The 12,748-nt window shown below is 61.2% G+C and carries 9 protein-coding genes; 1 reads left to right on the top strand and 8 read right to left on the bottom strand.

Going from position 1 to position 12,748, the window contains the following annotated elements:
* Window positions 1-50 precede the first annotated feature (50 nt).
* On the top strand, window positions 51-1,547 hold the full coding sequence (locus JOE39_RS20335; RefSeq protein ID WP_016566868.1) for a methyl-accepting chemotaxis protein: 1,497 nt from the start codon (window positions 51-53) through the stop codon (window positions 1,545-1,547).
* 9 nt (window positions 1,548-1,556) lie between these two features.
* Here the strand turns inward: JOE39_RS20335 and JOE39_RS20330 are convergent, their stop codons facing one another.
* The 8 genes from JOE39_RS20330 to JOE39_RS20295 form a co-directional block, all read right to left on the bottom strand.
* On the bottom strand, window positions 1,557-3,140 hold the full coding sequence (locus tag JOE39_RS20330; protein WP_210078349.1) for an ABC transporter ATP-binding protein: 1,584 nt from the start codon (window positions 3,138-3,140) through the stop codon (window positions 1,557-1,559).
* A gap of 1 nt (window position 3,141) precedes the next feature.
* Window positions 3,142-4,164, bottom strand: a complete 1,023-nt coding sequence (locus tag JOE39_RS20325; RefSeq protein ID WP_032659613.1) for an ABC transporter permease — start codon at window positions 4,162-4,164, stop codon at window positions 3,142-3,144.
* On the bottom strand, window positions 4,164-5,231 hold the full coding sequence (yejB, locus tag JOE39_RS20320; protein WP_003413943.1) for a microcin C ABC transporter permease YejB: 1,068 nt from the start codon (window positions 5,229-5,231) through the stop codon (window positions 4,164-4,166). Before yejB ends, JOE39_RS20325 begins: the two co-directional genes overlap by 1 nt.
* 1 nt (window position 5,232) lies before the next feature.
* On the bottom strand, window positions 5,233-7,116 hold the full coding sequence (locus JOE39_RS20315) for an extracellular solute-binding protein (protein WP_046266608.1): 1,884 nt from the start codon (window positions 7,114-7,116) through the stop codon (window positions 5,233-5,235).
* A 144-nt stretch (window positions 7,117-7,260) separates the two neighbouring features.
* The gene (locus JOE39_RS20310) at window positions 7,261-10,086 is read right to left on the bottom strand and encodes a TonB-dependent receptor (protein ID WP_003425754.1); all 2,826 of its coding nucleotides are present in this window, start codon (window positions 10,084-10,086) and stop codon (window positions 7,261-7,263) included.
* A 99-nt stretch (window positions 10,087-10,185) separates the two neighbouring features.
* Window positions 10,186-10,587 carry a biopolymer transporter ExbD gene (locus JOE39_RS20305; protein ID WP_002555939.1) on the bottom strand — a complete coding sequence of 134 codons (402 nt, stop codon included), beginning with the start codon at window positions 10,585-10,587 and terminating at the stop codon, window positions 10,186-10,188.
* Entirely contained in the window at window positions 10,587-11,294 is a 708-nt protein-coding gene (locus tag JOE39_RS20300) for a MotA/TolQ/ExbB proton channel family protein (RefSeq protein ID WP_003340004.1), read from the bottom strand. Before JOE39_RS20300 ends, JOE39_RS20305 begins: the two co-directional genes overlap by 1 nt.
* Before the next feature lie 53 nt (window positions 11,295-11,347).
* The gene (locus JOE39_RS20295) at window positions 11,348-12,157 is read right to left on the bottom strand and encodes an energy transducer TonB (RefSeq protein WP_229699120.1); all 810 of its coding nucleotides are present in this window, start codon (window positions 12,155-12,157) and stop codon (window positions 11,348-11,350) included.
* Window positions 12,158-12,748: the final 591 nt, after the last annotated feature.

Below are 12,748 nucleotides of genomic sequence, written 5' to 3'. Positions count from 1 at the left end.
GAAAACCGGCAGGAGCCCCTGTCGCCATGGATTTCAAAAGGATGTGTTCGATGCCCGTAGCCCCTCGTTTCCTTGACCATTACCGCAAGGCTGACCGGATCATGCTGGGTCTGATCTGGCTGTTGTTCATCTACGCGCTCGGGTTGGCGTTCTGGTTCGACACCTTCACCCAGGCAGTCGTCGTCGGTGGCGGCACCGCGGTGGTGCTGACCGGGCTGTATCGGGCCATCGGCGGCACCCGATTGATGCGTTGCTGTTTCGGGGTAGGCCTGATGGTCATGACCGCGCTGCACATCAATCAGGCCCACGGGCAGGTCGAGATACATTTCGGCATCTTCGTCCTGCTGGCAGTGCTTACCTTCTACCGCGACTGGCTGCCGATTCTGGTCGCTGCCGTCACCATCGCCCTCCACCACATCGGTTTCCATGCCCTGCAGCATTCCGGCTTCCCGGTGTATGTCATGCACCACGGCTTCGGCTGGAGCATGGTGCTTGTGCATGCGGTGTATGTGGTCGTTGAAAGCGCGATTCTGGTCTACCTCGCGGTACAGAACCAAGCCGAGGCGGTCGAGAATCAGGACATGCTGGACCGGATGCTGGCCACCACCAACCAGTTCTCTACTGATAGCCAGTCCAGCCAGCAGTCGGGCAAACATGTCTCGCTGGCGCAGCGGTTCGAGCAGTTTCTGGCGCAGATCACCGGCCTGGTCGACGGCGTGGTGCGTGACACTCGCGGGCTTGGCGAACTGGGTCATGACCTCGCCAAGGCCAGCAGTACGCTGGAAACCGGTGCGCAGCATCAGCTCAGTGAAATCGCCCGCATGACCGGCGCGATGCAGCGCATGGGCGATGCCATGAACGATATCTCCAGCCACGTCGCGCAAGCCGTGCAGCGGGCCGGTGACGCCAGCGATCAGGTCGCTCACGGGCGCGACAGTGTCGACCGTGCGCAGAGCGAAATCACCCAGCTTGCCGCACGCATCACGACCACCGATGAGACCGTACAAGCCCTGGCCAATCAGTCAGAACAGATCGGCAAGGTGCTGGACGTGATCGGCAGCATTGCCGAGCAGACCAACCTGCTGGCCCTCAACGCCGCAATCGAAGCCGCCCGCGCCGGTGAGCAGGGCCGAGGCTTTGCGGTGGTGGCCGATGAGGTACGCAACCTGGCGCAGCGCACAGCAGCCTCGACCAAGGAAATCCAGACCATCATCGAAGACCTGCAAAAAGGCAGTCGTCAGGCCGCTACGGCCATGAACGACAGCCTGCAGGGCGTCGGGCGTTGTGTCGAGGACAGCCAGCGCGCTTCGCAATCCCTGCGCGCTGTCGGCGAAGGCATCGGCCATATCACCCGGCTCAACGGCTTGATTGCCACGACGACCGAACAGCAGTCCGCCGTCAGCCGGGAAATGGCCGACCAGTTGCGCTCGGTGCAGACCATCGCCGAACACACCGCCGCCAATATCGGTGTGCTGGCGACCAGCAGCCAGAGCCTGTCACCACTGGCCATCCGCCTGGAAGCGCTGGGCCAGAGCTTTCACGCGTAGTTTTCGCGCTTAGGCAAACACCAGCCCCGACGAACGCAGCAGTTCCTGAGTGTAGGCCTGCTGCGGCGCGGCGAAGATCTCGCGGGACGGGCCCTGCTCGACCACCTTGCCGTCCTTGATGACGATCAGGTCATGGGCCAGGGCGTGAACCACCGCCAGGTCATGGCTGATGAACAGGTACGTCAGGCCATGCCGGATTTGCAGGTCGCGCAGCAGGGCGACGATCTGCTTTTGCACGGTCCGGTCGAGCGCCGAGGTCGGCTCGTCGAGCAGGATCAGATCCGGTTCAAGCACCAGCGCCCGTGCGATGGAAATACGCTGGCGCTGCCCGCCGGAAAACTCGTGCGGGTAACGATGCCGGGTGGCCGGGTCCAGGCCGACTTCCTGCAACACGCGGATCACGGTCTGTTCACGCTCTTTCGGCGTACCGATGTTGTGGGTCAACAGGCCCTCGGCAATGATCTGTTCCACGGTCATGCGCGGGCTGAGACTGCCGAACGGGTCCTGAAACACCACCTGCAGTTGACGGCGCAACGGGCGCATCAGGTGCTGGCTGTGCAGGCTCAGTTCCTTGGTGCCGAAGCGGATGCTGCCCTCTGAATCGACCAGGCGCAAAATCGCCTGGCCCAGGGTCGATTTGCCCGAACCCGACTCGCCGACAATGCCCAGCGTCTTGCCTTTGAGCAGCTCGAAACTCACCCCGTCCACTGCCTTCACATACTGCGGTTCACGCTTGAACCAGGCCTTGCCCAGCGGGAACCAGACCTTCAGGTCCTGCACCGACAGCAGCGTGTTGCTGTGCGTGGACGGCACCGGTTCGCCATCCGGCTCGGCATTGATCAGCAGACGGCTGTAAGGGTGCTGCGGGCTGTCGAACAGGGTCTGGCAATCGGCCTGCTCGACGATCTCGCCCTCACGCATCACGCAGACCCGCTGGGCGATGCGCCGCACCAGATTGAGGTCGTGGCTGATCAACAGCAGCGACATGTTCAAGCGCTGTTGCAGGGACTTGAGCAACTCCAGAATCTTCACCTGCACGGTCACATCCAGCGCGGTAGTCGGCTCGTCGGCGATCAGCAGATCCGGCTCGTTGGCCAGCGCCATGGCAATCATGATGCGCTGCCGTTGCCCGCCCGACAGTTGATGCGGATACGCCTTGAGACGGGACAGCGGATCACGAATGCCGACCAGCTCCAGCAGCTCCAGAGTACGGCTCAGCGCGGCCTTGCCCTTGAGGCCCTTGTGGGTGACGAGGATTTCGCCGATCTGTTTTTCAACCGTGTGCAGCGGGTTCAGCGAACTCATGGGCTCCTGAAAAATCATCGCCACGCGGTTGCCGCGCAGGCTGCGCAACTGCTTGTCGCTGGCGCTGACCAGGTCCAGCCCGTCGTAACGAATCGAGCCTTGCGTGCTGACGGTTTTCGCCGGCAACAGGCGCAGAATCGAATGCGCCGTGACCGATTTGCCCGAGCCGGATTCGCCCACCAGCGCCAGGCACTCGCCACGGCGGATGTCGAGGCTGACGCCATGCACCACTTCGCGGCCGTTGAAGGCGACCCGCAGGTCGCGAATTTCAATCAGGTTGTCGTGCATGTCAGCTCCGAGGATCGAACGCGTCGCGGCAGGCTTCGCCGATGAACACCAGCAGAGAAAGAATCAAGGCCAGCACCACGAACGCGGTCAGCCCCAGCCAGGGTGCTTGCAGGTTGCGCTTGGCCTCGCCAATCAGCTCGCCCAGCGACGCACTGCCCGCCGGCATGCCGAAACCAAGAAAATCCAGCGCAGTGAGGGTGGCGATGGCGCCGGTGATGATGAACGGCAGGTAGGTCAGGGTACTGGTCATCGCGTTGGGCAGGATGTGTCGCCACATCAGCGCAGCGTCGGTCAGACCCAATGCGCGGGCAGCTTTGACGTACTCCAGATTGCGCCCACGCAGGAACTCGGCACGCACCACGTCCACCAGCGACAGCCAGGAGAACAGCGCCATGATCCCCAGTAACCACCAGAAACTGGGCGACACAAAACCGGACAGAATGATCAGCAGGTACAGCACCGGCAGCCCCGACCAGATCTCCTGAATGCGCTGGCCGATGAGGTCGGTCATGCCGCCGTAGTAACCCTGAATCGCCCCGGAACACACGCCGATCACCGTGCTGATCGCGGTCAGCAGCAGCGCGAACAGAATGGATATCCGCGCGCCGAATAGCACACGCGCCAGCACATCACGGGCCTGCTCGTCCGTGCCCAGCCAGTTGATGTGGTCCGGCGGGCTGGGCGATGGCGCGTCCAGGTCATAGTTGATGGTGTCGTAGCTGAACGGTATCGGCGCGAACAGCATCCAGCCGTTTTTCGCCGCGATCAGCTTGCGCACGTAGTCGCTGGAATAGTCCGGCTCGAAAGGCAGCTCGCCGCCGAAATCGGTTTCCATGTAGGTGTGCAGCACCGGGTAATACAGCTGCCCGTCGTAGCGGATCAGCAGCGGCTTGTCGTTGGCGATCAGTTCGCCGCACAGGCACACCAGCAGCAGGCCGATGAAGATCCACAACGACCACCAACCGCGACGGTTGGCCTTGAACAGGTCGAAGCGGCGCCGGGTTTGGGGAGAGAACTCGAACATCAGGCGCTCCTCGCGGAAAAGTCGATGCGTGGGTCGACCAGCGTGTAACACAGGTCACCGATCAGTTTGATCAGCAGGCCGAACAGCGTGAACAGAAACAGCGTGCCGAACACGATGGGGTAGTCGCGCGAGACGGCTGCTTCGTAACTCATGCGTCCCAAACCATCGAGACCAAAGATGGTTTCGATCAGCAGCGAGCCTGCGAAGAACACTTCGATCAAGGCCTGCGGGATACCGGCGATCACCAGCAACATGGCGTTGCGAAACACATGGCCGTACAGCACGCGGTGCTCGGTCAGGCCCTTGGCGCGCGCCGTGACCACGTACTGGCGGCTGATCTCGTTGAGAAAGCTGTTCTTGGTGAGGATGGTCAGCGTGGCGAACCCGCCGATCACCAGCGAACTGACCGGCAGCACCAGGTGCCACAGATAGTCCTTCACCTTGCCCCAGGTGCTCAGGCTGTCGAAGTTGTCCGAGAACAGCCCTTGCGCCGGAAACCAGCTCAGGTAACTGCCCCCGGCGAACACCACGATCAACAGAATGGCGAACAGAAACGCGGGCGTGGCGTAACCGATGATCACCAGCGTGCTGCTCCAGACATCGAACGCGCTGCCATGCCGCACTGCCTTGCGAATGCCCAGCGGGATGGAAATCAGGTACGTGATCAGCGTCGCCCAAAGCCCGAGGGACAGCGACACCGGGAGCTTTTGTGCAATCAGTTCGGTGACCGGTGCACCGCGGAAGAAGCTGGTGCCGAAATCCAGTTGTGCGTAGTTCTTGAGCATTAGCCACAGCCGTTCGTGCATCGGTTTGTCGAAACCGTAGTGTTGCTTGATCTGCTCGATCAGCGCCGGGTCCAGCCCGCGTGTGCTGCGGCTGGCGGTACCGGAGGCAGCCACTTCGCCCCCGCCGCCGCCCACACCGTTGGGGCTGAAGCCCTGAATGCGCGCGATGGCCTGCTCGACCGGTCCGCCGGGGGCGGCCTGCACGATCAGGAAGTTGACGATCAGAATGGCCAGCAGCGTGGGAATGATCAGCAGCAGGCGTCGAATCACATAAGCCAGCATCTCAATACTCCTTGGCGGCGGCAGGTTTGCCGGTCAGCGCAGTGGCCTGAGCATTGGTCAGCGGCGTCGGGCTGATCTGCCACCAGGTTTCCAGGCCCACGTCATAGATCGGTGCCACATCCGGCATGCCGAAACGGTTGGCGAACACCAGCGGCGTGCCCTTGGAGTAGTAGTTGGGGATCATGTAGTAACCCCACTGCAGGACCCGATCCAGCGCCCGCGCGTAGAGCACCATGTCGTTGCGCGTATTGGCGCTGACCAGCCCGTCGATCAGCGTGTCCACCGCAGGATTGCGCAGCACCATGGCGTTGGAGCTGCCCACTTCGGTGGCGCTTTGCGAGCCATACAGGTTGTACAGCTCACGGCCTGGGGAAATGATCGGATTGCCGTTTTTCGGCAGGCTGACCACGATCATGTCGTAGTCCCGCGCATTGAGCCGGTTGATGTACTGCGCCGAATCGATGCGCAGAAAATCCAGCGTGATGCCGATCTGCGCCAGCGTACGCTTGAAGGGCAGGATCAGCCGGTCGAAGCCGCCCTGACCATCGAGAAAACTGAACACCATCGGCTCGCCCGCCGCGTTGACCAGCTTGTTGTCTTTCGGGTGCCAGCCGGCTTCGGCCAGCAGCTTGAGGGCCTGCAACTGCTTGTCACGGATGTAACCGCTGCCGTCGGTTTTCGGTGGCTGATAGACTTTGCTGAACACCTCGTCAGGGACCTGGCCGCGCAAGGGTTCGAGGATCTTCAGCTCGGCCGGGGTCGGTAGCTCGGTGGCGGCCATGTCGCTTTTCGGGAAGTAGCTTTGTTCACGCACGTAGAAATTGCGCATGACCCGGCGATTGATCCAGTCGAAATCCCACAGCAACGACAGCGCCTCGCGCACGCGGCGGTCCTTGAACATGGGCTTGTCCAGATTGAACACAAAGCCCTGCGCGGCGACCGGGCGTTGCGGTGCGAGGATGCGCTTTTGCAGGCGCCCGTCGTCAATCGCCGGGCCGCTGTAGCCGACCACGAAGCCTGAAGAAGAGAACTCGCGGTTGTAGTCGAACGTCCCGGCCTGCAGCAACTGGCGAGCGATCTCGGTGTCGCCGTAGTAGTTCACGGTGAGCGTGTCGAAGTTGTACAGACCACGGCTGACCGGCAGGTCCTTGCCCCACCAGTCCTTGACCCGTTCGAAGGTGACGCTGCGCCCGGCGTCAACCTTGGCGACGCGGTACGGCCCGTTGCCCAGCGGCGGTTCGAAACCGCCGCCGTTGGCGAAGTCGCGGGTCTTCCACCAGTGTTCGGGGAGGATGTGCAGGCTGGCAATGTCCAGCGCCAGCATGCGGTTGAGGTTGTTTTTGAAGTCGAAGCGAATCTGCAGCGGGCCTTCGATTGTCACCTCTTTGACGTCGGCGAACATCGGTCGATAGCTGAAGCTGCCCTTGGTGGTCATCAGCTCGAAGGTGTAGCGCACGTCTTCGGCGGTGACGGGCTTGCCGTCCTCGAAACGCGCCTTGGGGTTGAGGAAAAAACGAATCCACAGACCGTCCGGGTCCATCTCCATCTTTTCCGCGATCAGGCCATACACCGTGTACGGCTCATCCAGCGAGCGATAGGCCAGTGGCGAGTACACCCAGCTGTCGACCTCGCGCACATTGATGCCCTGATCGACGTAGGGATTGAGGTAATTGAACTGGCCGATTTCTTCCGCCGAGCGCGTCAGCGAGCCGCCTTTAGGGGCGTTCGGGTTGACGTAATCGAAGTGCTTAAAGCCAGCCGGGTATTTCGCCGCCTCGCCATAGACGGTCAAGGCGTGGGTCGGCGTCGCCAGCACGGTCTGCCAGCCACTGCACAGCGCAACACCCAGAAGCAGGCGCTGCAGAAAACGGTTAAAACGCGACATGGTAGGGCTTTCCTCGTGCGCACTGAATGACGGAACACTGCGAAAAAGCCCCCGGCCGGGGAAGGCGGATGAAACCTGGGCCGGAGGGGGCGAGCTCGCAATCTGACGTGGCCCACGGAGCGTGTATGGGCCACGTCGTCACACTCAGAAGTGGTAAGTCGCGCGGGCGAACAGGGTGCGGCCCAGCGGGTCGGCGTAACGAGGGTCATAGCCGGACTGGAAGTTGTAGGCCTGGTTGGAGAACGGCGGGTTGCGGTCGAACATATTGCGCACACCGGCGTCGATATCCAGCACCTTGTCGAAGGTATGACCCACCGACATGTCCCACAGCGCATACGACGCGACCCGCGCATTGGTGGTGCGGTCGTAGTCGTTGTAGCCGCTGGTGAAGCGGTTGGTGATGGAGGCGCGGGTATCGCCCAGTGCCCAGGTACCAGTCAGGACGTGTTTCCAGCGCGAAATCACGCCGTCGCCCTGGAAGTCGCCGACCTTGTCGGTGTACGGGCCGTCGATGATGTTCTGGAAGTCATACCGGGTGACGTAGGTGCCGGTCATGCCCAGACCGAACTGGCCGTAAGGCGTGTTCGGGAAGCGATAGTCGAGGGTTACGTCGACACCGCTGGTTTTGACGATGCCCAGGTTGGCGTTGCCGGTGACGATGTTGGCGATCGAACCGTCGGCAGCGCGCACGTAGCGGTCGGCGTAGGTGTTCGGGTCATCGAACACGGTCGACTCGGGGAACGCCTGGATCTGGTTGGAGATGTGAATCCACCAGAAATCCAGGCCCATCGACAGGTTGTTGACCGGCTGATAGACGAAGCCCAGGGTCATGTTGCGGGCTTTTTCCGGGGCCAGCTCGGTGTTGCCTCCGCCATTGTTGAGGAACTGCTGCTGGCAATCACGACCGGCGTTACCACCAGGCTGGACGACACCACCGGCACACAGCACCGGGTCGTTGTAATAGCCTTGGGTAAAGGTCGTACTACGCGGGGCATACAGTTCGTACAGCGAAGGTGCGCGAAAGCCTTCGCTGTAGGCACCACGGACAACCAGTTGCTTGAACGGCTGGTAGCGGAACGAGTATTTCGGGTTGGTGGTGCTGCCGAAGTCGCTGTATTTGTCGTGACGAACGGCGGCGGTCAGTTCAAGGCTGTCCAGCACGGGGACATTCAGTTCGGCGTATTCCGCTTTGACGCTCCTGTCACCTTCGACGCTGCCTGCGGCATCTGCGCCCAGACTGCTGACGTCGTTGACGAACGCTTCGTACTCTTGATGCATTTTCTCTTTTCGGTATTCGCCACCTAGCGCAATGCCGGCAGGGCCTGCACCGAACCAGTCACCGATTTCTCGGCTGATGCGCGCGTCCAGCCCGGCCACCCGGCCCACGGCGCTTGAGTACTGGCCATGGTATTGATTGGCGTCAATCAGCGCCTGACCGGCAGCGGTCTGCGGACCAAACGGATTGAGGGTGCCGTTGGCGAGGCCATTGAGCATTGCAGCATCGCTGATGTAACCATCGGTGAGTGATGACAACACTTTGTTCTGGTTGTAAGAAGCGCCAACGTTGTAGTCCCAGCCACCCACCAGACCGTCGAAGTTCAGCAGAAAACGCTGGCTGGTGTTTTGGTCGCTCGATCCGCGTGGGCCTGCTGCCGTTTCTCGCCAGGCGGTGCTGACCGGTTGCGTCGGGTCGAGGGTGAAATCGGTGGGGGCCGGAGTGATGCCGTTACCGGGATAGAAGGGTGACGACGAGTCCAGTGACAGCCCGGTGAGAGGCGCTGGCCCGATATCGGTATGGTTGTTGTTGCGGGCCCAGAAGTATTCGAGGCTGACGTTATGATCGTCGGCCAGCTTGCCGGTAGCCCTGCCGAAAAAAGAGGTCTTTTCGGTTTGCGGGATCAGGTCGATGTACTCGCGAGTACTGAATCGGCAGATGCCGTTGCTGGCTATCAGGCTGGGGCCGCTGCAGTTTCTGCCCAGCGGGTTGGCGGAGTTGTCGCCCTGAAAATAATTGCCGGGATATGCCGTCCCGGAGGTCTGGTTGAGACCGCGTCCCGGTACGTAATCCTTGGCAAACGAACGATCATTGGCGTCCAGATTCTGCTGCTTGTTGTAGTTGAAGACGCCCATCACGTTAAAGCGGTCTTCTTCCAGATCACCGAAGCCCCAGCTGGCACTCATGTCCTTGGTCGCACCGCCGCCACTGGCGGTCGGCGTCTCGCCACCGAGGGTCAGGCTGCCATCGGTCAGGGATTTTTTGGTGATGAAGTTGATCACACCACCGATGGCGTCGGTGCCGTACAGCGCCGAGGCACCGTCACGCAGCACTTCCACGCGGTCGATCGCAGCGAACGGGATCATGTTCAGGTCAATGGCGCTGCCGTTGGGCGTACCCACACCGGACAACGCATTGTTGGCCAGACGTCGGCCGTTGAGCAGCACCAGCGTCTTGTTCGCACCGATGCCGCGCATGTCGGCGAAGGAGGCGCCTCCTGTTCCGGCTCCGACCGAGCCAGCGCTGTTGTTGATCGACTGGCTGCCGGTGATGCGCTGGACCATTTCCTGGGTGGTGGTCACGCCCTGTTTCTTCAGGTCGTCGGCGCGCAGGATGGTAATCGGCACGGCGGTTTCGGCATCGACCCGGCGGATCGCCGAACCGGTGACTTCTACACGTTGCAGCTGGGTCGTGGCAGGCACAACCGCTGCGCTGGTGGACACGGCCGAGCCGCTGGTGTCTGCATCGACGGCGTCTGCCGCCTGGGCACCGCTCATGCCCATGGCCAATGCGCAGAGCAGGGCACGTGGATGACGCCGGACCGCGAGGGCCAGTGGTTTGAGGGTGCAACCGGGAAGATTCATCAGCATGGTTAGTTCCGACTTGATCCAGACATTATTGAAATGGCCTTGTGAGCCCTCTGTTCCCGACGCGGTTGTGCCGAGCGGGAGTTCCACTTCTTCTTTTTCCAGCAAGCCGCTCCCCTCCAGGGGCTTTTCAGCCCACGGACAACCGCATTCACGGGGGTCGGGTCAGACGGCTTCGCGAGGCGAAGCCACCCGGTCAGTCGAGCGTCATTTCGCTGTCATGACGGATATCTTGGTAATGCCAGAGCGTTCGATGGAGGCCATGGCCTTGGCCACCTGGCCATAATTCACGGCGGTATCGGCCTGCAACTGGACGCGGATTTCCGGGTCCTTGGCCTTTTCGTCCTGCAGGCTTTTTTCCAGCAGCTCCGGGGCGATTTCCGATTTGGCGAGGTAGAACTTGCCGTCCTGATCGACGCTGACCACCACCGGGTTTTTCTTCTCGGCGGGGGCGACTGCGTCGGTCTTGGGCAAGTTGACCTTGATCGCGTTGGTCATCAGCGGCGTGGTGACGATGAACACCACCAGCAGCACGAGCATCACGTCGACCAGCGGCGTGACGTTCATTTCGCTGAGCACTTCATCGCTGTCCTGAGTGGAGAAAGACATTAGCTGGCCTCCCGAACGGCATGGCCATTCTTGCTGGCGATGGGCTGGCGCGTGACGGCAAAGGCGCTGCGCTGGGCGAGGGCGTCGAAGTCGTGGGCGAAGTCATCCATGTCGGCCACGGCGAGCTTGAGGCGGCGCAGGAAGAAGTTGTAGATCAGCACTGCCGGCACGGCGACGGCGATACCCACGCCGGTGGCGACCAGCGCGTGACCGATAGGCCCGGCGACCGCTTCAAGGCTGGCCGAGCCGGTCACGCCGATGCTTTGCAGCGCTTCCATGATCCCCCAGACCGTACCGAACAGGCCGATGAAGGGCGCGGTGCTGCCGATACTGGCGAGAATCGCCTGGCCACTTTCCAGCGCGCGCCGCTCTTTTTGTATCTGCTGGCGCAGGTTGCGCTCCAGACGGTCCGAGCGGTTGATGGTGTGCGCCAATTGTTGCGTGGTGCGCGGCGACTCATCGACCGCCATGGCTTCGAAGCCGCTGTTGGCAATACGTGCCAGCGCGCCGGGATATTGCGCAGAATGCTCGGCAGCGGTGAGCAGGTCCGGTGCGCTCCAGAACACTTTGGTGAATTGTTTGTTCTGGGACTTCTGGCGGACATACTGCGCCGACTTGATCAGCAACAGTGCCCAACTCAATACGGAAAACAGAATCAGTGCCCAGAGCACGGCCGGGACGATCATGGAAGAGAGCGATGCGTTCATGGTTTAAACCTCACCAGCTTTGATAATTGAATAGTCGGTTGTCATGCGCCGGATCATTCCGGCAACTTGAAGTCGATGGTCTGCGTCGCGAAGCCTTCTATCGGCGTGTCACCGCGTTTGGCCGGTATGAACTTCCAGTTGCGCACAGCCTCCACGGCCGCTTCGTCCAGTACCGGTTTGCCACTGGATTTGGTCACCTCGACAGCCCCGGCGCGACCGTTGGGCAGCACCTTGATGCGCAGAATCACGCGACCTTCCCAACTGCGTCGTAACGCCAGCCCCGGGTATTCCGGCGGTGGATTGCCCAGGCTGGCGAGCCCGGATACCGCGGCGCTTTCCTTGACCGGAGCCGGTGGCGCAGCAGGTGCCGGCGGCGCGGGCGCAGGTGTTGGCGGCGCGGGCGGGCTGGGCGCAGCAGCAGCAGGCTTGGGCGCAGGCGGCGTCGGCTTTTTCACCGGCTCGACTTTCTTGACCGGCTTGGGCTTCTCGACCTTGGGCTTTTCCACCGGTTTGGGCGGCGGTTCGACCGCGTCCGGGTCCTCGACCGGTTGTTCCGGTTCGGGGGGAGGCGGTGGAGGCGGCGGCGGAGGTGGTGGCTCGGGCGGCGGCGGTTCCGGGGCGGGTGGTGTCGGGCTGGTCAGTTCAATGGTCATTTCCGGAACTTGTGGCGCAACTTCCGGCACGTCTGGCTGGGCCGTTTGCATGTACCACCAGATCACACCATGAATAAGTACCGACGCAGCAATCAACACCATTACTTGCGGCTTGTTAAGGCCACCCGGGCGTGACGTATTGGCGCTGAAAGGAATACCCTGCCACGCCGTCGAAGTGTCATCGGGCGAGGGAGAGGGAACCGCTTTCATTATTACCGCATCATTCATTAACGCTCCCTCGGGTAGTTAAAGGGCAATAAAAATCCGCTCGAACAATGGGTAACTGTTCGATTGATGAAGACCTGCATATTGTGGATAGGCAGGGCAACGCGGTGGGTGCGCACACGGCGAACTCAAACGGTTAAAGGACGTCTTGAATCAGGGCACTGACATTGCAAATCCTTGCTTTCTTATCGTCATGTACGGGGACGTACAGCGATGTTCCTGAAGGCTTACATTGCAACCGCTGTGCCAGAACGACCCAGCTGTAACCACTGACGCAGAGCGGGTGTCGCATTCGTATAACTATTTATCGATTCCCGACTTCATTGGCTTCAAAACCGCACAGATGAATAAAACCTCGAACAAAAAAACAGGCAAACAATGACCCTCTGCTTGAGCAGACGCGTTCGAAAATCATGACCTGCAAGTCACTTTGTTTGATGCACCAATACTGTGTCACTAGGATCACGTTGGTGCGTTAGTTGATCAGCGCTTCATAAAACAATGCTCCGTACAGGTACGCGGTTGTGTGGACAGTTAGCGTTGTTGAAATAAAAGCCATTCCATGGGTGATGGCAA

This window comes from Pseudomonas sp. PvP100, from assembly GCF_017833055.1.
Taxonomy (GTDB): Bacteria; Pseudomonadota; Gammaproteobacteria; order Pseudomonadales; family Pseudomonadaceae; genus Aquipseudomonas; species Aquipseudomonas syringae.
The sequence above is the reverse complement of the archived record's forward strand: the minus strand, read 5'-3'. Positions and strand labels throughout refer to the sequence as shown.

Bases quoted from the DNA above. Each gene is read 5' to 3' on its own strand.
- JOE39_RS20335 (WP_016566868.1), top strand. From the start codon at position 51: ATGCCCGTAGCCCCTCGTTTCCTTGACCATTACCGCAAGGCTGACCGG.
- JOE39_RS20330 (WP_210078349.1), bottom strand. From the start codon at position 3,140: ATGCACGACAACCTGATTGAAATTCGCGACCTGCGGGTCGCCTTCAAC.
- JOE39_RS20325 (WP_032659613.1), bottom strand. From the start codon at position 4,164: ATGTTCGAGTTCTCTCCCCAAACCCGGCGCCGCTTCGACCTGTTCAAG.
- yejB (WP_003413943.1), bottom strand. From the start codon at position 5,231: ATGCTGGCTTATGTGATTCGACGCCTGCTGCTGATCATTCCCACGCTG.
- JOE39_RS20315 (WP_046266608.1), bottom strand. From the start codon at position 7,116: ATGTCGCGTTTTAACCGTTTTCTGCAGCGCCTGCTTCTGGGTGTTGCG.
- JOE39_RS20305 (WP_002555939.1), bottom strand. From the start codon at position 10,587: ATGTCTTTCTCCACTCAGGACAGCGATGAAGTGCTCAGCGAAATGAAC.
- JOE39_RS20300 (WP_003340004.1), bottom strand. From the start codon at position 11,294: ATGAACGCATCGCTCTCTTCCATGATCGTCCCGGCCGTGCTCTGGGCA.
- JOE39_RS20295 (WP_229699120.1), bottom strand. From the start codon at position 12,157: ATGAAAGCGGTTCCCTCTCCCTCGCCCGATGACACTTCGACGGCGTGG.